General features: G+C 35.9%; 21 protein-coding genes. 2 read left to right on the top strand and 19 right to left on the bottom strand.

Features of this window, described 5'->3' with window-relative positions; genetic code table 11:
• Positions 1–40: 40 nt before the first annotated feature.
• The 14 genes from LN051_RS06085 to cmk form a co-directional block, all read right to left on the bottom strand.
• On the bottom strand, positions 41–586 hold the full coding sequence (locus LN051_RS06085) for a YpiB family protein (RefSeq protein WP_229291656.1): 546 nt from the start codon (positions 584–586) through the stop codon (positions 41–43).
• A gap of 9 nt (positions 587–595) precedes the next feature.
• Positions 596–1,837, bottom strand: a complete 1,242-nt coding sequence (locus LN051_RS06080; protein WP_229291655.1) for a tetratricopeptide repeat protein — start codon at positions 1,835–1,837, stop codon at positions 596–598.
• A 1-nt stretch (position 1,838) separates the two neighbouring features.
• Entirely contained in the window at positions 1,839–3,128 is a 1,290-nt protein-coding gene (aroA, locus tag LN051_RS06075; protein ID WP_229291654.1) for a 3-phosphoshikimate 1-carboxyvinyltransferase, read from the bottom strand.
• Positions 3,129–4,193: a 3-dehydroquinate synthase gene (gene aroB, locus LN051_RS06070; RefSeq protein ID WP_229291653.1), complete on the bottom strand. Its 1,065-nt coding sequence runs from the start codon at positions 4,191–4,193 to the stop codon at positions 3,129–3,131.
• 14 nt (positions 4,194–4,207) lie between these two features.
• The gene (gene aroC / locus LN051_RS06065) at positions 4,208–5,374 is read right to left on the bottom strand and encodes a chorismate synthase (RefSeq protein ID WP_229291652.1); all 1,167 of its coding nucleotides are present in this window, start codon (positions 5,372–5,374) and stop codon (positions 4,208–4,210) included.
• A 274-nt stretch (positions 5,375–5,648) separates the two neighbouring features.
• Entirely contained in the window at positions 5,649–6,098 is a 450-nt protein-coding gene (ndk, locus tag LN051_RS06060) for a nucleoside-diphosphate kinase (RefSeq protein ID WP_229291651.1), read from the bottom strand.
• A gap of 81 nt (positions 6,099–6,179) precedes the next feature.
• Positions 6,180–7,136: a polyprenyl synthetase family protein gene (locus tag LN051_RS06055; RefSeq protein ID WP_229291650.1), complete on the bottom strand. Its 957-nt coding sequence runs from the start codon at positions 7,134–7,136 to the stop codon at positions 6,180–6,182.
• A 16-nt stretch (positions 7,137–7,152) separates the two neighbouring features.
• Positions 7,153–7,866: a demethylmenaquinone methyltransferase gene (locus LN051_RS06050; protein WP_229291649.1), complete on the bottom strand. Its 714-nt coding sequence runs from the start codon at positions 7,864–7,866 to the stop codon at positions 7,153–7,155.
• Positions 7,867–8,445, bottom strand: a complete 579-nt coding sequence (locus LN051_RS06045; protein ID WP_229291648.1) for a heptaprenyl diphosphate synthase component 1 — start codon at positions 8,443–8,445, stop codon at positions 7,867–7,869.
• A 274-nt stretch (positions 8,446–8,719) separates the two neighbouring features.
• Positions 8,720–8,992 carry an HU family DNA-binding protein gene (locus LN051_RS06040; RefSeq protein ID WP_037564282.1) on the bottom strand — a complete coding sequence of 91 codons (273 nt, stop codon included), beginning with the start codon at positions 8,990–8,992 and terminating at the stop codon, positions 8,720–8,722.
• A gap of 288 nt (positions 8,993–9,280) precedes the next feature.
• Positions 9,281–10,279, bottom strand: coding sequence for an NAD(P)H-dependent glycerol-3-phosphate dehydrogenase (locus LN051_RS06035; protein ID WP_229291647.1), 999 nt, complete (start codon positions 10,277–10,279; stop codon positions 9,281–9,283).
• Positions 10,280–10,295: 16 nt separating this feature from the next.
• Positions 10,296–11,606, bottom strand: a complete 1,311-nt coding sequence (der, locus tag LN051_RS06030) for a ribosome biogenesis GTPase Der (RefSeq protein WP_229291646.1) — start codon at positions 11,604–11,606, stop codon at positions 10,296–10,298.
• A 373-nt stretch (positions 11,607–11,979) separates the two neighbouring features.
• A complete protein-coding gene (rpsA, locus tag LN051_RS06025; RefSeq protein ID WP_229293633.1) occupies positions 11,980–13,164 on the bottom strand; it encodes a 30S ribosomal protein S1 in 1,185 nt (394 codons plus the stop codon).
• Between the two features lie 277 nt (positions 13,165–13,441).
• Positions 13,442–14,113 (bottom strand): (d)CMP kinase, encoded by a 672-nt coding sequence (gene cmk, locus LN051_RS06020; protein ID WP_229291645.1) that lies wholly within the window; start codon positions 14,111–14,113, stop codon positions 13,442–13,444.
• A 72-nt stretch (positions 14,114–14,185) separates the two neighbouring features.
• Between cmk and LN051_RS06015 the strand changes: the two genes are divergently transcribed.
• Positions 14,186–15,154, top strand: a complete 969-nt coding sequence (locus tag LN051_RS06015) for an asparaginase (protein ID WP_229291644.1) — start codon at positions 14,186–14,188, stop codon at positions 15,152–15,154.
• 43 nt (positions 15,155–15,197) lie between these two features.
• Here LN051_RS06015 and ypdA read toward each other — a convergent pair whose 3' ends face one another.
• From ypdA to LN051_RS05995, 4 genes are all read right to left on the bottom strand, one after another.
• Positions 15,198–16,184 (bottom strand): bacillithiol disulfide reductase YpdA, encoded by a 987-nt coding sequence (gene ypdA, locus LN051_RS06010; RefSeq protein WP_229291643.1) that lies wholly within the window; start codon positions 16,182–16,184, stop codon positions 15,198–15,200.
• A 304-nt stretch (positions 16,185–16,488) separates the two neighbouring features.
• Entirely contained in the window at positions 16,489–18,087 is a 1,599-nt protein-coding gene (locus tag LN051_RS06005; RefSeq protein WP_229291642.1) for a LysM peptidoglycan-binding domain-containing protein, read from the bottom strand.
• Between the two features lie 167 nt (positions 18,088–18,254).
• Positions 18,255–19,631: a RecQ family ATP-dependent DNA helicase gene (locus LN051_RS06000; protein WP_229291641.1), complete on the bottom strand. Its 1,377-nt coding sequence runs from the start codon at positions 19,629–19,631 to the stop codon at positions 18,255–18,257.
• Between the two features lies 1 nt (position 19,632).
• A complete protein-coding gene (locus tag LN051_RS05995) occupies positions 19,633–20,577 on the bottom strand; it encodes a helix-turn-helix domain-containing protein (protein WP_229291640.1) in 945 nt (314 codons plus the stop codon).
• A 105-nt stretch (positions 20,578–20,682) separates the two neighbouring features.
• Between LN051_RS05995 and LN051_RS05990 the strand changes: the two genes are divergently transcribed.
• Positions 20,683–20,931, top strand: coding sequence for a ferredoxin (locus tag LN051_RS05990; protein ID WP_229291639.1), 249 nt, complete (start codon positions 20,683–20,685; stop codon positions 20,929–20,931).
• 101 nt (positions 20,932–21,032) lie between these two features.
• Here the strand turns inward: LN051_RS05990 and LN051_RS05985 are convergent, their stop codons facing one another.
• On the bottom strand, positions 21,033–21,578 hold the full coding sequence (locus LN051_RS05985) for an ECF transporter S component (protein WP_229291638.1): 546 nt from the start codon (positions 21,576–21,578) through the stop codon (positions 21,033–21,035).
• Between the last annotated feature and the right edge of the window lie 85 nt (positions 21,579–21,663).

Raw genomic sequence — 21,663 nt, 5'->3', positions numbered from 1 at the left:
TATTATGCTTACTTAAAAATGAATGGATATCGTTAGCGCTTCAATGCTTATCATTTTGAAGTAAACGTAATAACTGACTATACCACCGAAAAGCTTGCTTATCTTTAATTTGCAAGCTCAAATCGACCTGAGATTCCAAAAGATGAATGAGGTATTGGTATGAGGTTGAAGTTAATCGAATGTTTAAAATATCTTCAACATAAGGCTGATTTGCTTGATTGGTAAGTAGTTGATGTAAGATGAGATGTTCTAATCGATCATCGTGATAACGTGCATGTGAAAAATGAATTTTTATATCAAAGTTTTCATTACTTTTTATTAAAATATCAAAAATTTCATTTGAGTTAATCAGCGTTTCGCCTTTGAACTTTAAACGAATCGCAGGTTGTGTGCTATTTTCAGTCGCAAGTTCCAATGTCTGATGTCCATCAATCATGCGATCTACAAAGTGGATGCGTTTTACACGTTGTGCATTGACTTTCATATAGTTTAATATCCAAACAGAAATGCGAGATTTAAATTGGTATTGGAATAATAGATAATCGATGAAATGTTGCTTTTCTAGGTATAAAGGTTTCTCAAACATTTGATCACCTTAACTGAGTCTTGCGTATTCATCATGCCATTTTTCTTGATTAGGTTCTTTTTGGATTAGTTTTTCAAGTATTGATTTCGCTAAAGTTGTCTCTCCTATTTCTATGAGATAGTCATAGTAATCGCTTAAGAAATCTGTATTATCATTTAATGAAGCAAAGGCTAAATCATAAAAATGTTGCGCTTCTTTATCACGCTCTTCTTGACCTAAAGCGTAAGCGAGTTGCCAAGTAAACACAGGATCCATATCTTCTTCGTTAGCATATTGAACTAACTCGATTAACGCTTTATAGTCTTCTTCGTGACGATAAAAATCAGCTAACATTAACAAAGGTTCTTGATAACTTGGGTCCACTTCAAGTGCTTGTTTTAACAATGCAACAGCTTCATTTTGGTCACCGTGTTCTATTTTTAGTGCGCCTGTACTATACATTAATTCTTTATAGTATTGGTTTAAGCGTAAGCCTTCTTCTCCAATTTCAATCGCATCTGCAAACATTTTTTCGTTTTCGTATAACTGTTGTAAGTAGAAATAAGCTTGAATAAAGTCAGGGTCTTTATTTAAGAGTGCCTTTGTGATTTTGATTGCTTCTTGAGTATGGTCATTTTTTTCATACGCAACCGCTTTTTTTAAGTAATCTTCAGGAACCATTTCTTGTTCGTTGATTTCGTCATACCATTTTAACGCATCTTGGTAGTTACCACTTTGCAAACTGCTGTCGGCTAAACGAGAAAACAGATTGATACCGTTAACTTCATATTCTCCACTTTCTAAAACAGTGTCATATTCACGAGAAGCACGTAAATATTGACCATCAAAATAAAGTAATTCAGCCAACGCGAAGTGAATAATAGGATCGTTTGGCTGTAATTCAAGTGCACTTTCTAGCTTATCTGTAGCGACTTCAAGCATATTAATTTGTTGATATAAATCAGCTTCAAGCATTAGCTTTTCAGGGGTCATCGGTACTTCGTTTAAATATTCTAAGGCTTCGTCAATTTGATTTTCTGTTACGAGCCCTTCAATGAAATAAATAAGTACCTCTCCTTCATCTGGATATTTGTGATATAACGTACGAAATACTTCGAGGCCTTGAGGCGTTAAACCATATTGGTACAAAGTTTCTCCGAGTGCAAATAAACCTTCATCATCATCAGACGTTAACGCTTCTTGAACGCGTGAATCAATGTTATCTAATTTTTGTAAGTTGATATCATCTATTAATTTATAGATATCTTGCATGTTATCCCTCATTCTCTAATTGTTTTAAGATTGGTAAGAATCCAGGGAAAGAAACGTTGACACTTTCGAATTGTTTAATGTGAATAGGTTGCTCACTTAATAAAGCACTCACCGCGAGCATCATTCCTATTCGGTGGTCTGTATGACTATCCACTTCTTGTGGTGATGTTAATGTAGATGGATAAATAACCATACCATCATCAGTAGGTTCGAGGTGGAATCCTAATCGATTCAACTCACTTGCAGTTGTGTCAATTCTATTTGTTTCTTTGACCTTCAATTCCTCAGCATCTTTAATGATACTTGAACCTTTAGCTTGTGTACAGAGTAAAGCAATGACAGGTAATTCATCAATACAACGTGGAATGATGTTGCCACTTATTTCGACTGGTTTTAAATGCGGTGTGTATTGGACATGTAATGTCGCTGTTGGTTCGGCAGTATCAGTGAAGTCGAGAATATCAAGTTTGCCACCCATTTTTTGCACGATTTCTATAATGCCATCACGTGTTTTGTTCATACCTACATTGTGTAAATAAATATCACTTCCGGGTGTAATCAGTGCAGCTACAATAAAAAACGCAGCGGAAGAAATATCACCTGGCACTTCAAAATCTTTAGCTGAAATATGTTGAATGCTATCGCTAGGTAAAGTGATTGTTCCCTCGGAAACGTGTATTGGAAGGCCGAAGTGTTTGAACATGGTTTCAGTATGGTTACGTGATATATCGATTTCTTCTATTGTTGTAGCCGTATTCGCAAATAAACCCGCAAATAATAGAGCACTTTTAACTTGAGCACTAGCGACAGGCATTTTGTAGTGAATTCCCTTAATGTCTCCACGATTAATAATTAGAGGCGTGTAATTGTTGTCTATGCCAGTTATATTGACGCCCATTTTTTGAAGCGGTTCAATCACACGTTTCATCGGTCGTTTACCAATTGAAGCATCTCCAGATAATACACTCTTGACACCAAGGCCGCCTAACAAGCCGGCCATTAAACGGGTTGTTGTACCAGAATTTCCTGTGTAAAGGACTTGATGTGGTGTTTTAAAAGAGGCGTAGCCTGGTGAACGGATGTCTAATCGGTTTTCAAAAAAGTGAATATCAACACCAAGTGTTTGAAAAATTTTAGCGGTTCTCAAGCAATCTTCACCGAGTAAAGGGTGATGAATCGTTGTTTTCCCTGTCGCTAATGATGCGAGCATGATTGCGCGATGCGTCATAGATTTATCGCCTGGAATGGTAATATGCCCTTTTAAGGGGCCGTTAATTGATATCGTTTCCATTTATTTCACCTCATTATGCAATTGAAGTAGTTGTTGAAAAGCTTCTTTTAAAATATATTGAGATACGTGCATGACTTTTGGTTGTCCTATTTGTTGGAGTAAAACCATTTGAATGCCTGTGGCATCATTTTTCTTATCTGATAACATACGTGTATACAATTGATCAAAGTCAAAAGCTTCTATGACCGTTAATGGATATTGAAGGTCTTTTAAATACTGGTAAAATGTATGTGGTTGAAATCGAGCATTTAAAACTAAGTTTGCAACAATATATTGAAATAAAATGCCTATCATTACGGCGTGTCCATGTGCCAGTTGATGTTGAGATTCGATAGCATGTCCAAAAGTATGACCTAAATTCAAAAATTTACGCTGTCCGTGTTCTTTCTCATCAGCAAGCACGATATTTAATTTGGTTTCAATACCGGAAACGATAAAAACTTCAATGTTTTGTAACGTATATAAATGTTCGGCTGTAGGGTATTGCGTTTCAAGTTGAGTAACTGCCTTATGGTTAGTTAGTAAAGCATGCTTATAAACTTCAGCATAACCGCTTAGAATTTCGGTTTTAGGGAGTGTTTGTAAAAAGTCTAAGTCATAAAGGACGGTTTTCGGACGATGAAAAGCACCGATTAAATTTTTACCTTTGGGTGCATTGATGCCTACCTTCCCTCCTACACTAGAATCATGAGCGAGTAAAGTCGTAGGAACTTGTATAAAATCGACACCTCTTAAAAGTGTGGCCGCCATAAAGCCTACGAAATCTCCGGTAGCACCACCGCCTATCGCTACAAGACAAGTATTGCGTGTAGGATGATATTCAAGAATTTGATTCATGAAAGTCTCATAATAATTCAAGTGTTTAACTTGTTCTCCTGCTGGAATTTCAATCAATACGGCGTGGTTCCATTTGTTTTTAAGGAAAGGCCACTGTTGAGCAACATGCTGATCAATTAAAATAAAAACATGTTGATAATGGCTCAAAGCCTTTTCGAGTTGTTCAATGGCTCCTTTTTCAACGATAATTGGATAATTATTTTGATCATATCGTGTGTTTAATAGCATAAGTATCACCTATTTTAAAATGTGATGTTACGTTGTCTACGCGCATCTACTTGTGTTTTTAATGTATCAAAATCATTGGATTCAAATTCTTCTAATAATGCTTTTGCAATTTCAAAGGCTACTGCGTGTTCGCAAACAATACTTGCAGCTGGGACAGCACAACTGTCTGAACGTTCAATCGTTGCTTTGAATGGCGTTTTCGTTTGAATATCCACGGATGCAAGAGGCTTGTATAATGTAGGAATAGGTTTCATTACGCCATTAACAATAATTGGCATGCCATTCGACATTCCGCCTTCAAGCCCACCTAAATGATTGCTTTCTCGGTAATAGCCTTTAGTTTCGTTATATAAAATAGGATCTTGAACTTGCGAGCCTAAGCGCGAACCCGCTTTAAAACCAACACCAAAGCTGACGCCTTTAAAAGCGTTGATACCCACAACGCTTTGGGCAATACGACCGTCTAATTTACGATCATAATGAACATAGCTACCGATGCCCACTGGCATGTTATCCACGATAACTTGAACGACGCCTCCTATTGAATCACCGTCTTCTTTTGCTTGATCAATTTTGTTTCGAATAGCTTGAGCAACTTCATCATCAATAACGCGGACATCATTAGCATCTTCGTATCGTTTGATGGTATCAATATCATACTCGCCTTCATCTTTAATTCCGCCAATCTCGACGACACGACTAAAAAGGTCAATATCTAACTGAGAAAGCAGACTTTTACAAATGGCACCAACGGCTACACGTGCTGCTGTTTCACGTGCTGAAGAACGTTCTAAGACATTTCGCAAGTCTTGGTGGTTATATTTTATGCCTCCTACTAAATCAGCATGTCCAGGACGAGGTTTAGTAATTACGCGTTTCATATTTTCTTGTTGCTCTTCTGTAATAGGCTCAGCGCCCATAATATTTCTCCAATGGGTAAAATCATCATTTTTGATAATCACAGTGACAGGGCTGCCTAATGTATAACCATGTCGAACGCCCGACACGATTTCCACATTGTCTTTTTCAATTTGCATGCGTCGCCCACGACCATATCCGCCTTGGCGTTTAAACATTTCTTTGTTGATTTGATTAATATCTATTTTCATATTGGCAGGTAACCCTTCAATGATTACTGTTAATTGTGGGCCATGTGACTCCCCGGCAGTTAAAAATCTCATACTTAGGCATCTCCTTTTGAATGATTTTAGTGCTTTACATAAAGCTTATCATAGCTGAAAACACACACATAATGTTAAAGTAAATATGCTTTTTATCATAGCATAAATCTAGTCTTAAATTAACTGAAAAATGAGAAAAAGTTTAGCGCTTTTATGAGTTAAAGAATATAAAAGAAGCAAAGAGGCTAGGACATGATCATATCATGTCCTAGCCTCGTAAAGATGACATATCGATATTCAATTAATGCGATACATATCATCAATATAGATGAAACTATTCGTATAACCAAACTTCATCAGGAGATTGGTAGCTGCTAATTTCTTCAGGTTTAAACCATAAATTAATTTCGCGTTCTGCAGACTCAACAGAATCTGAACCGTGAACAACGTTACGCCCTACTGTTAAGCCTAAATCACCACGAATTGAACCTGGTGTAGCTTCTGAAGGGTTTGTTGAACCGATAATGTGGCGTGAAACAGCCACTGCATCTTCACCTTCAACAACCATCGCAAAAACGGGTGCAGATGTAATGAAAGAAATTAATTTTGAGTAAAATGGTTTGTCTTTATGTTCGCCGTAATGTTCTTCGGCTAATGATTGTGGTACAGTCATTAGCTTAGCGCCGACTAATTTTAAGCCTTTTTGTTCAAGACGTTGTATGATTTCTCCGATTAATTTTCTTTGAACTGCATCTGGTTTAAGCATTACAAATGTTTTTTCCATTTTAAGGATCCCCCTGTGTTTATGTATAGATTACAAGAATATCCTACCATGATAGTAAAGCGCTTTCAATTGTTTTATTGGTTATACTTTGCGATTTTTAAGTTTTTGAATCAGTTTATTAAATAAAGCTCTTGCTTCATTATCTGGCAAAGTTTCTAACAAGTCTTTAGCTTTTTGTAAGTAACGCTCGCTAATTTGTTTTGATAATGCAATAGAATCAGAGTTACGTACGTGTTGAACACAACTTTCAAACGCCTTATGTGAAGCTTCGGGATGCAGTTGAGCTATACGTTGTTTAAATGCAGGATCTTTTTTCATCTCAAGCAACGTTGGCAATGTCATATGTCCATTACGTAAATCGCTTCCAACAGGTTTTCCGAGCTTTTTTTCAGTGCTTGTAAAGTCTAAAATATCATCGATAATTTGGAAACTCATGCCTATATTGTAGCCTATGGTACGCATCGTTTTAATGGTCTTTTCATTAGCATTGGCACTCATTGCGCCCACTTCAGTAGCGAGTTGAATTAGCAATGCAGTTTTGCGTTTGATGCGACGTAAATAATTTGTAATAGATTGATTTGCGCGAAACTGGTCTTGAAATTGAAATAATTCCCCACGACACACTTCTACAATTGCAGTCGATAGTGTTTGATGGATTTGATAATTTTCAATCGTAGACAAATGTTCTAAGGCACGTGCTAATAAAAAATTACCTGTTAAAATGGCTGTAGATTGATTCCATTCTTTTTCAATCGTCGTTTCTCCACGCCTTTTCTCGCTAAAATCAATTACGTCATCATGAACCAAAGTCGCCATATGAATCAATTCTAATGCAGCTGCGACGCGATAAGTAGCATCTGTTGGTGTTTGCCCACTTAAATAACTACTTAATATTACGAATAATGGTCGTACACGCTTTCCACCAGAAGATAATAAATGCTCAGATGCTTGCTGAAGTGTGGGTGTCTCACACTGCATTAATTGCGCTAATGATGTTTCAATATTTTTTATTTCACGATTCATATTAATTTTCGACATGGTTCCTCACCTTTAATTAATTCGTTTTAGGTTTTTGAGCTAAATGCATGGCTGCAACACCACCAGTAAAATGACGTACTTTTACATTTTGAAATGAAACAGACTCGAAAAGTTGTTTTAGCGTTTCGCTGTCTGGGAAATCAAAAGCTGATTGTTGTAACCATTCGTATTCTTCTTTTGACTTTGCAAAAAACTTACCAAATAGCGGCATAATAAATTTAAAATAAAGCTTGTATGCTTGTTTGAAAACGGGAGCTGTCGGTTGACTAGTTTCAAGACAAACTGCAATGCCTCCAGGCTTTAATACACGATACATTTCAGAAAGTGCTTTTGTATAATCAGGAATATTACGCAATCCAAAGCCAATAGTAACGTAGTCGAAACTGTTATCTTCAAAAGGTAAATCCATAGCATCTCCTTGGATTAACCTTATATTCGACATGTTAGCGGTTTTTGTTTCTCCAACTTTTAACATGTTTTCACTAAAGTCTAAGCCAGTCACTTCCCCATCAGGACCGACAGCTTTACTTAATGATATCGTCCAGTCCGCTGTGCCACAGCACACATCTAAAGCTGTAGTGCCTGGTTGAACCTTCATTGCTTTCATTACTTTTTTTCGCCAAACTTTATGCTGTTCAAAGCTGATAATATTATTCAGTTTGTCGTATTTTGTCGAAATATTTTGAAAAACTTCATGAACTTTCTGTTTGTCTGCTTTGTTTTTAGTCATTTAGACCACTCCATTATACTTATATTTTGAGTGTAACGTATCAATCACATGTTGAATCTCATTTTCGTTTAGAAAGTTAAGATAAGTTAGTTGATTGACTTCTACTTGTGCAATGATGCGAGAGTGAAGCTTTTCTTTCAAGTTTTTAAGTTGATATACTTCTATTAAAGCATCGATGAGGTGTGTTTCGATTTTAAAAACAGTCTCAATGAATGTGTCTTCTTTGAGTGCATGATGTTCATTTTGAAGGTATGACTTTAACGCATTTATTTTTATAATTGCTTCACTCAAGGATTTTTGGAAATGCGTAGATTGAATTTGTGAGACGACGTAATAATAATGTGCGCTATATAAATCTCCAATCAATATTGCATCACGTTCAAAATGATAATAACTAATTCGATCTAGATGATTCATCGCTGTATCAATTGAAAGAACGGCCACTTTTGCTAATTCAGGTATTGTCAATGTATCGAGAATATCACTCATTTTGTGATTTACTAATACATTAGTCGGTTTATGTATATGTGTTAATGTGTTACTAATTTGGCTCTCTAATAATTCAAAGGTTTTACTCATAGGTCACACCTCAATTTTTAATCACTTACTATCTTAACATTATCAATATGAAAATAAAATCTGAATTATCTCGAAATCTCTTGAAAGTTAGTAGGTAACTTGGAATCGACGTTTTTTAATCATTATTAAATGAGTGTTTATTAAAAGCGAGCAAGCCGTATTTTAAATTTGAAGTGCGTGAATCTAATAGCATGAGATATACTTGTGCTTAGAATAGCCTCTAATATAAAAGAAAAAAGCCCTGTAAAAAGGGCTTTCTAAGTAAATAATTGAATTATTTCACTGCATCTTTTAAAGCTTTACCTGCTTTGAAAGCTGGAACTTTGCTTGCAGGAATATCAATTTCTTTACCTGTTTGAGGGTTACGTCCTTTACGTGCAGCACGTTCACGTACCTCAAAGTTACCGAAACCGATTAATTGTACTTTGTCACCTTTTGCTAGTGATTTTTGAATTGATTCGAAAACGGCATCAACAGCTTGACCAGCTTCTTTTTTAGTTAAATCAGCTTGCTCAGCTACAGCGTTGATTAAGTCAGTTTTGTTCATGTCAATTCACCTCCTAAAGGTTTATGTAATGATAATTCAATTATCATTATGGTATGACTTTAACACAAGCTATGGCGGTACTGCAACGATTTATACAAGAAAAACACCGATTTAATGGCTTTTTATTAAATTCCTCGTCAATTTTAACAGAAACTACCATATAGTGTGCTAAAGAACAGTAGAAAATGCCCAACTAAGGCATAACGCGTATGTATACGCGCTTTTATAGTACCCCAATGAACGGAGGGATAAACGGCAAATTTATCATTTAATATAATATTTTTGCCATTATTCGGCTTTTTTATTTCTGCCCATTAATATTTTCAGTTCTTTTTCAACAGGTTGTTTTTCAAACAATACGCGATATAATGCTTCTGTAATTGGCATCTCAACACCTTGATGTTTGGCTAAATGATACACGGATTGTGTTGTATATACACCTTCTGCAACCATGTTCATATCTTTGAGTATATCATCAAGTTGTTCACCTTTACCGAGCTTATAACCTAATGAAAAGTTTCGTGAATGTGTAGATGTACATGTGACAATTAAGTCACCAATGCCACCTAATCCTTGGAAAGTTAATGGATCAGCGCCTAATTTAACGCCTAAACGTGTGATTTCAGCAAGGCCGCGAGTAATTAATGCAGCTTTAGCATTGTCTCCATAGCCCATACCTGACACGACACCACTCGCAATAGCAATGATGTTTTTTAGTGCCCCACCAAGCTCTACGCCAACTAAGTCATCGTTGGTATAAACACGCAAATAATCTGTCATAAATAAATCTTGAATCAGCTGTCGCAATTCAGAATTATTTGATGCAGCAGCCACGGTTGTAGGTTGTTTTATTACCACCTCTTCTGCGTGGCTAGGACCTGAAAGAATACCAATGCCACCATTAAATTCCGGTGCGATAGTGTCTTCTATCATTTCAGAAACACGTTTAAAAGATTCATTTTCAATACCTTTAGTCACGTGAATAAAAGATTTTTTAGAGTTAAGCTTTGTATTGACACGCCCCATTACGTCGCGAATCGCTTTTGTTGGCAGTGCAATAATAAAAGTATCAGAATGTTTGATGGCTTGATCTAAATCAGTTGTTGCTTTAATAGATGAATTAAGTTGGGCCTCTTTTAAATAACTTATATTGGTATGATTTGAATTGATTTCGTCAATTGTAGCTTGATTTTTGCCCCACATTAAAACATGGTGACCATTTTCAGCAAGAACATTGGCAAGTGCACTACCAAAACTTCCGGTACCGAATACTGTAATATTGGTCATTTCTATCCCTCCGAATTTAATTTCGTTTTCTAGCAATGATATGAACAGGTGTTCCTTCGAATCCAAAAGCTTGTCGAATTTGATTTTCTAAATAACGCTTGTATGAAAAGTGTAGCAACTCAACATCGTTAACGAAAACAACAAATGTTGGTGGTTCAATAGCCACTTGCGTCGCGTAAAATACGTTTAAACGGCGTCCTTTATCGGTTGGTGTAGGATTCATTGAAATAGCGTCAGTAATGACTTCATTTAATGTAGAACTTTGAACGCGCTTTTTATGGTTTTCGCTTGCTTCATTAATCAGTGGAAATAGAGTTTGAAGACGTGCGCTTTCTTTTGCTGAGACAAATGCGATTTGTGCATAATCTAAAAATTGGAAATTTTGACGAATATCATCCATAAAGCGCTTCATCGTTTTACTGTCTTTTTCGACAGTGTCCCACTTGTTGACCACAATTACGATCGCTTTACCTTCCTCGTGCGCATAACCTGCAACACGTTTATCTTGTTCGATAATTCCTGTTTCTGCATCAATGACAACAAGTACAACATTGGAACGTTCAATTGCTTTAAGTGCACGTAGAACAGAATACTTTTCTGTAGATTCGTAAACTTTACCTTTTTTACGCATACCTGCCGTATCAATAAGGACATATTTTTGGTCTTCGTACGTATACTCGGTATCAATAGCGTCTCGCGTTGTCCCAGCAACATTTGAAACAATGACACGCTCTTCGCCTAATATCGCATTGACTAAGCTTGACTTTCCAACATTTGGACGGCCGATTAAAGAGAGGCGAATCGTATCTTCATCGTATTCTTCTTCCTCTTTGTTTTCAAAATGACTGGCAACTGCATCTAATAAATCCCCTAAGCCAAGACCATGCGATCCTGATAATGGATAAGGTTCTCCAAAACCTAGTGAGTAGAAATCATAAATATCATTGCGCATTTCAGGATTGTCTACTTTGTTTACAGCTAATACAACAGGTTTTTTAGATTTATAAAGCATTTGTGCTACCATTTCGTCACTTTGAGTGAGCCCTTCGCGAACATTGACCATAAAAATGATGACATCAGCTTCTTCGATTGCTAATTCTGCTTGAGCTCTTATTTGTGTCTGAAACGGTGCATCCCCTATTTCCACACCGCCTGTGTCGATGATATTGAATTCATGTGTGAGCCAATCACCACTTGAATAAATTCTGTCGCGTGTAACGCCTGGTGTATCTTCTACAATAGAGACGCGTTCACCGACGATGCGATTAAAAATTGTTGACTTTCCGACATTTGGCCGTCCAACAATCGCTACAATTGGTTTCGTCATGATTGTTCTTCCTCTCTTTAAATATCTTTATTATTTTAGCATATGGGTCATGTTTTCAAAAGGACATGTAAAAGAAAATAAAAGGTGTCAGCATATTGTTTTAGCATATACGTTTGATGTGTTTTATTTCATGAGGTTTTCATGAACTTATAGTAGCTAAAATGTGTGCCTTCTCTACCAATATGAATTACATTCAATTATAGCACGGAGAGAAAAGCTTTGAAAAATAAAAGTAGAGGCAAGGACATTCGCATATCCTTGCCTCTTAATAAGATGTAAATCTTAATGAAAACGATATATTCGAATACGAAATGCACTCGAGTGTTTTGTACATAAAACCCAGAGATACGCATTCCAATATAATATCTTCAAATTATAGGTTTAAATCTTTTAATTTATCTCCAAAAACGTCACCAAGTGTCGGATTGTTTTCATTTTCATCCTCAGCTGCTTGTGTGTAACTTTGCGTTGTTTCCTCAGAAGCTTCATTTGTTTCTTCTTCTGGTTGCGCAGCTTTAATAGATAAAGAGATGCGTTCCTCTTCAGGATTAATACCTAAAATTTTAACTTTAACATCTTGACCTGGTTCTAGTACTTCGTTCGGTGTACCGATATGTTTGTGACTAATTTCAGAAATGTGCACAAGACCTTGTAAGCCTTTGTCAATTTCGATGAACGCACCAAAACTTGCTAAGCGCATGACTTTACCATCAACGATGTCGCCTTCGTTATATTTTTCTTGAATTGATTCGAAAGGGCTAGGCAATGTCTCTTTAATGGATAAAGAGATACGTTCTGAATCTTGCTCTACTGAACGGACTTTTACTTTAACCGTTTCACCAATCGTCACCACTTCTTCAGGTGATTTCACATGTTCATGAGATAACTCAGATACGTGTACTAAACCATCTACGCCACCAAGATCAATAAATGCACCAAAATTAGTTAAACGTGCAACTTTTCCTTCGATTACGTCGCCAGCTTTAATAGACTTTAACAGTTCTTCTTTTTTCTTTGCGTTTTCTTCTGCTTCTACTGCTTTACGGCTTAGGATGACACGATTATTTGATGGATCAAGTTCTTCAACTTTAAGTTCAAGAACTTTTCCTTCATAATCTGAGAAATCTTCAATGAAATCAGTAGAAATAAGCGATGCCGGAATGAAACCTCTTTGCCCAACGTCAACGACTAAACCACCTTTAACCACTTCAGTTACTTTCGCTTCAATGGTTTCGTTATTGTCTAGTTTTTCTTGCAGAAATTCATAAGATTTCTCTTCTTCTAATTGTCTTTTTGATAGTATGTAACTACCTGATTCATTTTCTTCATCGATTTCGATTTTAGTTACATACGCACCAATTTCATCTCCGACTTTTACAACTTCATCTGCATTATCAATATGATGTGTAGATAACTGGCTTATCGGGATGATACCATTAAATTTACCCCCATTAACGTGTACAACAACATGTTTGTCTTCGATTTGTTGTACTTCTCCTGTTACCTTATCGCCTTCTTTAATGTCATTAATCATTGATTCATTGAATTCTTCAGTCATCATGAATGCCTCCTTATACTACTACATATTACTAACATCTTATAAAAGTGTAAAATTGTCAAGAAATTTAAATGAGTCAAAATTAAGCGTTTTAATACACCTAATTGGATAAATTTTTATAAAAATTAGGATATGCCCTAATTTAGATAGATGTTTTAACGCTTAACAGGTCATATAATTTTATTTTGAAAAATTTTAGAGTGCTCAATAGAAAGTTGTATTACCACCCCTCGTTTTTAGAGGAATGGTAATACATCACTTTAGAGCGTATGGGCTACTATGCATTTTGAATAGCTTCATTTGCTAATGAAATGATTTGATTTGTCACTTCTTCAATTGTTAATCCAGTCGTATCAATTTCGATAGCATCCTCTGCTTTTTTTAGTGGTGAAATTGCTCGATTCATATCGTAAGCATCTCGGTCAGCGATATCTTTTTTGAGTTGTTCATATGTGGATGCAATACCGCGTTGTTCATTGTCTTTTAATCGACGCATTGCACGCTCTTCTACAGAAGCAATCATATAAACTTTTAATTCAGCATTAGGTAAAACAGTTGTGCCGATGTCACGTCCATCCATAACAATGCCTTTTTCTTTTGCTAATTTTTGTTGATAATCCACTAAAAATGTCCGTACTTCTTCGATTGATGCAACATAAGAAACGTTTTCTGTAACATCGTTTTCTCTCAATTGTTCTGTGATGTCTTCATTTTGAAGCCACACACGTTGACCTTTTTCTTCATCATATTTTAACTCAAGTTGAATGTTAGAAATGAGTGTTTTGAAATCTGTAAAACTTGATTTATTTTGTAGATAATGATACGTAATCGCACGATACATTGCGCCTGTATCTACATAAATCATACTTAATTTTGCAGCAACACGTTTAGCAATCGTGCTTTTTCCAGCAGCTGCGGGTCCATCTAATGCAATATTAATAGCAGTCATTGAATACCTTCCTTGTTGTTTAGTTAATAATATTTTATCATAATAACGTATGTTTTATCGAGGAGGAAAACTATGAAAACTTTGTTAGTAATACATACTGGCGGGACGATAAGTATGTCTGAAGATGAATCGAATCGTGTCTTAACTAATGACGAAAATCCCATTGCGCAACATCATAATTTAATTGAAAAGTATGCGATAGTAGAAGAAGTTATGCCTTTTAATTTGCCTTCTCCGCATATCACTTTGGCTCATGTGAAACAATTGAAGTCTATTATTGAGGAAAAAGCTGAAACAGCGCAATACGATGGCTTTATTATTACGCATGGCACCGATACGTTGGAAGAAACGGCATACTTATTGGATTTAACGATTAAGACACGAAAACCTGTTATACTTACAGGCGCGATGCGTTCTTCTAATGAAATAGGTTCTGATGGCTTATATAATTTTATTTCTGCCATTCGAGTCGCAATACATGATGACGCTCATGACAAAGGTGTTATGGTCGTGTTTAATGATGAAATTCATACTGCTCGAAATGTAACGAAAACGCATACTTCCAATACGAATACTTTTCAAAGTCCTAATCATGGTCCATTAGGTGTGATTACAAAGTCTGGCATCCTCTTTCACCATAAACCGTATCGCCAAAACGTCTTTTCCAATATTGATAACACGCTAAACGTGCCCCTTATTAAAGCGCATATGGGAATGGGAAGTGAGATGTTGGTGTATTACGCAAATCAAAATGTTGAGGGAATCGTTATTGAAGCTTTAGGGCAAGGTAATCTGCCTCCAACTGCAATGGCAGGATTAAATCATTGTTTAGACAAACAGATCCCCATCGTACTCGTCTCTCGCTCATTTAATGGTATCGTGAGTGCTGTATACGCATATGAAGGCGGCGGCCATCAACTACAAAATAAAGGTGTTATTTTTTCAAATGGCTTAAATGGGCCAAAGGCAAGATTAAAATTATTAGTTGCTTTAAGCAATCAATTAAGTCAAGAAAATATGAGAACTTACTTTAACCAGTAAAAAAGCAACGCATCCATGATTTCGGATGTGTTGCTTTTTTTGTTTAAGATTCTAGTGGTGCTTGTTTTTTAGCTAAAATATCATGTGCGATGTAATTGGCATGGTACTTTCCGTTCTCGATGAAAATAGTATTTGCATCATTACCTGCTGCAATAACCCCAGCAATGTAACAATTAGGGACATTTGTCTCGTACGTATCTTTATTATAAATCGGTGCTGTACCATATTCGTTTGTACATGTTTCAATTCCAATTGAATTTAAAAACTCATAATCAGGGTGATAGCCTATCATTGCAAACACGTAATCATTTTGTATCGTTGTTTCGTTACCATTTGTTTCGAAAGTGACAGTATCTTCAGTAATTTTAGTAACGTTGCTGTTAAAATGCATTTTAATATTATCACGACGTACTAGTGAATCGAAGTTAGGCAGAATCCATGGTTTTATAGATGGAGAATAATCGGCACCTCTATAAATCACCGTGACACGTGCACCAGCTTTTTCCAATTCAATCGCTGCATCAACAGCTGAATTTTTCCCGCCTATAATAACGACATCTTGATCGAAATATGGATGTGCTTCTTTAAAATAATGCATGACTTTAGGCAATGTCGCTCCTTCGACTTCTAACGTATTATGCTGACCATAATAACCGGTTGCTATCGTTAAAAAACGACATTGATAGACGTTTTTAGTCGTCGTAATCGTAAAGTGATTATCAATTTTACGAACGGTAAGGACTTCTTCAAATGCATTAATATTAAGCTGATGATGTTTAACGACTTCTCGATAATACACGAGTGCTTGATTTCTACGAGGTTTTAATTCTTCAACGGTAAAAGGTACATCTCCAATACTTAATTTATCGCTTGAAGAAAAGAATGTTTGATGTGTTGGATAATGATAGATTGCATTGACAACATTACCTTTTTCTATGATTAATGTTTCAATGCCCTTTTTCTTTTGTTCTATTGCAGCGCTCAATCCACATGGGCCGCCTCCTACGATGATACTTTCAACTTTTATCATACTCTGCGACTCCTTTTAATGATTTTTCAATCATATTACAAAAGAGTCTACCTCCTAACTTATCGATACTTCGAACAATTTAATCCACGCTTTATTATAGCAATATCGTTATAATATCTAAATGAAAAAGTTCGACATTAAAAAAGTTGCCACTTATTCTCTTTTATTAACTGATTTATAAATAGTAATGGTCAGGAGAAAAATGGTAAAAGATGATTTGTTTTTGGTTATTTTGAATTAACGTAATAAAGGACTAGAACATTTACGCCCTAGTCCCTCGCATAATGAATAACGATTCATTCGATTACGGAATGATCAAGTTTTGACCGTTATTAATGTTATTACCAGAAATACCATTGGCTCTTCTAATTTTTTCAACATTTTCTGGAGAACCATTTCCATAATAACGTATAGCAATTCGGTATAAGTTTTCGTTACCTGAAACCGTATGAGTGTGTCCGCCATTATTTTGTTGGTTTTGCGGGTTTTGCTGAGTTTGACCTTGTTGTTGATTTAAACCACTTTGTGCATGATTTGAATGGTTTTGATCATTTGCATTTTCATTTTGATCATTTGTAGTGTTGGTGTCTTCTGATGTTTTATTTTCTTCTGTAGACTTTTCTTTGTTTGCGTCTTTATCTTTTTCAGCATCTTTTTCTGCTTTTTCACTATCATTGGATGCTTTACCTTTTGAATCATCTTTTTTCGCAAGCTCTGTATTTTGGTTTTTATCGTGGCTGTCATCGCTATGTTGGTTGAATAAGTACATACCTCCGAAGATAGCCAAAGCACCTAACAATAATAACGCAGCAATAAGCGGTAATAAGCGTTTTAAACCACGCTTGTTTTTTGGGTCTTTATCATGGTGCTCGTGATGTGTATCTGTGGCATTTGTATGATGTTTAGCAGCGGCTCCAGTAGCACCTACAGCTCCGACGCCAGCAGCAGCTTTTTTACCTTTTCCGTCGTGTTGTCTGTTGTCACGTTGCACGTCGTGGTTATTGTGTTGTTTTTTATCATGATGATGCTTAGCGGCGGCACCTGCAACACCTGCAGCTCCGACGCCAGCTGCAACTTTTTTACCATTTCCATCACGTTGTGCATTGTCAGGTTTCTTATTGTGAGGCTGTTGTTGCACATGATCGCGTTTATCTTGTGAGGTTTTAGAATCACGTTTTTGGTTCACATCGTGATCGTTGTGTTGTTTTTTATCATGATGATGTTTGGCAGCGGCACCTGCAACACCTGCAGCCCCAACGCCAGCAGCGGCTTTTTTGTCTTTTCCACCTTGTTGTGCATTGTCGTATTTTGCATCACGACGATGTTGTTGTGCGTTTTCACGTGTATTTTTTGGCGTGTTGGAATCATGTTTTTGATTCGTGTCGTGATGATGTTTGGCATCAGTGTTTGTAGCTCCTATACGCTCTGGTTTATCGTCATACTGATAATTTTCTTTATCAGTATGAATTTGTTCACGATGACGACCGCCGTGATGTTCTGGTTTTCCATCGTTTCTATTCTCGTGTTGGTCATTATTTTTATTAGAGGTATGATGCGCTTCTTTAGCATAGTCTCTAATTTTTTCGCCACGTTCTGTAGTTGGTGGTTGTTGCGACTCTTGATTTTTATTTACAATACCTCCCAACAGGCCTGGACGTTTGCTCTTTTGGTGTTCTTGTTGTTGGTCGTTATCGTCATTATGCCCAGTTTTTTCAGAGCTTGTCCCTATATCACGTTTACGATGTCGGCGAGACGCGTTTCTTGGTGGGAAGTGCTGTTTTTCATCATTAGTCTTAAATGATGATGGTTCTGCCTCTTCATGATGATTTGATTGTTCTTTATGATTCGGTTTAATCTCTTGGCGATTACGTTCGAAATCATCTTTAAAGTTATCTTTTGACAAAATTTTCACCCTTTCTATTATTTATAGTATATATAGCTTATCTTTGGTCATCTAAAACATTCTTTTTAACATTAACGATAAAACTTTGCATGAACGAATAAGCTTTTAATACTGGTGTGTATATTAATTATAGCGATATCAAAATTCGAATGTAAAGCGAATTGACGCTATTCTAGTAAACTTTCTAACTTTTCTACATAATTTAATTGTCTTTTTACTTTTTTGCTATTTTTTTCTTTAATAGATTGAATGTTGTCGCAAAAATCACAACAATGGTGATATTGGGTTTCATAAGTATCGAAATATTTTAAAATGGCAGAACGTCTGCATTGCTGGGTCATGATGAAGTGCATCATATAGCGATAAGCATGCATTTTTAGATGTGCTTGTTTTACGAAAATGGTTTTAAGAGTTTCTAAAGAAAAACTTTGAGTAAGTGTGTCTAGCATTTCCTTTTTTACTTCATCAATGAGTTCGGCTTGTGAATAGAGATGAAGATCAGTGACGTCTATTTCATTGCTCTTCATTAAATTTTCCATTAAAAACTGGTCGTCAACGTGATAAAGTAAGATGGCTTGGCTCTCTTTACCATCACGTCCAGCTCTCCCGATTTCTTGGATATAATTTGAAGGGCTATAAGGCGCGTGAAAATGTACAATGGATCTAATATTTGGTTTGTTAATTCCCATGCCAAAAGCGCTAGTGGCGACGATAATTTTGATGTCATCATTTAGAAATTGGTGTTGTACTGTTTGGCGCTCTTGATAGGACAAATCCCCGTGATACAACCCAGTGAGGTACCCTGCTTCATAAATGCGCTCTGCAAGCATTAAACCCACTTTTTTAGAAGAAACATAAACAATAGTTGGGCCACTTTCTTCAAGAAAATTGAGAAGCCAATCGATTTTGTCTTCAAACTGCGCCATAAATTTTACGCTTAAAGCAATATTAGAGCGATTGACTGCTGACTGAAAGACTGAGAACGGTTTGGAAATGACTGTTTCGATATCTTGATGTAATTGTGGTGTAGCGGTTGCCGTTAGTGCTAAAATTGTAGCTTCATTGAAATGATGAATCACGGTGCCAATGAGTGCATAGTGTGGTCTAAAATCGAACCCCCATTCAGATAAACAGTGTGCTTCATCAAGAACGATAAGTCCAAAAGCAATATTTTTGAAATGCTTAAAATGATGTGGTTGTAATATAAGTTCAGGACTTACAAAAACAAAGCGTGCATGACGCAAATGATGAAATGCGCGCCGTCTTTCTTGTTCTTCCATACCTGAATGGATAGCCACAACATGCCGTTCTCCATTCATTTTCATTTGCATCACTTGGTCATCCATTAACGAAATGAGCGGTGAAATAATTAACGTAGGTAGTTGTTTAATATAGGTGGGAAGTTGAAAACATAAGCTTTTACCGCTTCCAGTTGGCAAAATGCCTAATGTATTTTGACCATTAAGAATATTCGTGATAATTTCTTCTTGGCCACTTTTAAAAGTATCGAAGCCAAAGTGTGTTTTCAGAGCCTGTTTAAGCATGTTAGAGTACTCCTTTAGCAATACAAATAATAATTAATTTGATTTCAAAATAACTAAACATATTAAAAGACGTTTTATAAAATTTTAAGCGTTGATTCGGTTGAGCATGATAAAATGTTACAAACCGATTCAAATCCTCAGACTGCTTAATAAATTGATGTAAATCCGTAAAATAGTTATTAATAAACAAATCCACTATATGATCATACACCGTATTGATTGAAATGCGATTTATTTTTGAAACAGCTTCAATGGATTGGCCTTCTTTAATATTTAAATATGTTCGATAAACCGCGCTAGAAACTTCAAGGTTTGCGCGACATTGTGAGAGGATTGGGAAACACGTCGTATCTTCAAGTAATGTATATATCGTATATAAGTCATGATAGATTAAAAGTGACAGTTCATCAGGATTTATTTTTTCGATAAGCGAAACTTGGTGAGGTGTATACATAACTTCATCATACCCCGTTAAAAAATAATGAATGACAGAAGTTGTTCCACTTGTGTTTAAGCATTCAAAAAGAACATATATTTCTTTAACAGTAGCATCTTCTTTATGCGCTTTTTTAATTTGATGGTAGAGTTTTTTGACATTCTGATGTACGTCTACATGCGACGTCGTAGGCATAAATGTTTTAATTTCATGCTTTAAATATGAAAGGGTTTGTATGAGTAGTTGAAGATTTTCAAACGTTTGAACTAATATGTGATAATTCGCTTTATTTGATGTAGGAATATCTATGGAGTGTGGCATTTCTTTGATGTACGTAGTAAACGTCTCCCAAGTTAAGTCTTTTTTTATGCCAAATAAAGTGAATAAATTTAATGTAACCGCATCAAAAAACGTTTGATGTGATTTTTTACCTATGATAATATTGTATATGCTTTTGTCTGTTTTGTATGGTGAGGCTTGATGGTAAGCATATTGGACTAATGTTTTCATAATGATGACCTCATTCTTTAAACGAAAATATTGAAATTTAATTTATACCCATCTACAATAAAATTATAATGTGAGTGTGGTACTTTGAAAAGGGAGGCGAAAAAATTGGCTAAATACACAATCGTGGATATGGATACTTGTATCGCATGTGGTGCATGTGGTGCAGCAGCGCCTGACATTTATGATTACGATGATGAAGGTATCGCATATGTCATTTTAGATGACAACCAAGGTACAGCAGCTGTACCGGAAGAACTCTATGAGGATCTTGAAGATGCTTTTGAAGGTTGCCCAACAGATTCAATAAAAGTGGAGGAAGAATCTTTTGATGGCGATGCGCTTAAGTTCGAATAATTAATATCATTTTACTTGATATGACATAGATGTGTAAAAAACACTCGGCAAACCCTTTGGGCAAGCCGAGTGTTTTTGTTTAACGAATTCCACTGTAGCGATTATTTTAACGCTTTTGAAAGGCGTGGATAAAGCAATAAAAATATAATTGAAATGAGTACACCTTTAATAATATTAAAAGGAATGATGCCAGCGGTAATGATTACTTTTAAGTTATTTGTAATATCAGACAAGTTCATAATCATGCCATAAAGTGGTAAAAGTACAAAGTAGTTCATAGTACTTAATACTATTGTCATGACTAGCGTCGCGATAATCAGTCCTAAGATGAGCATATGGTGTGTGCGACTTTTACGGTAAATATAATAACTTGCTAATAAAAAGCTACTGCCTGCTAAAAAGTTAGCTACCGGCCCTACTGGATCACTCATATTAAAGAAAAAGTTCAATAAGTTTTTTATTATTTCAACCATAAGTCCCGCAATAGGACCGAAACTAAACGTAGCTATAAGTGCGGGCACATCGCTAAAATCTACAGTTAAATATGGTGGTAAAAATGGCAATGGAAATTTTAAAAACATTAATATCACTGAGATGGCACTTAACATGCTTATAAGAATCATACGTCGCGTGTGACGTTGTTTCATAACATGACCTCCTTACATATCCATCTAATATGAAGGTAGGATAGTCGTTTTGATTTATATTTACAAATGAACTCAATTTCTTAGT

Source organism: Staphylococcus ratti (genome assembly GCF_020883535.1).
In the GTDB taxonomy this organism is placed as follows: domain Bacteria; phylum Bacillota; class Bacilli; order Staphylococcales; family Staphylococcaceae; genus Staphylococcus; species Staphylococcus ratti.
Note: the sequence above shows the minus strand (reverse complement) of the source record. Positions and strands in the feature narration are given on the sequence as shown.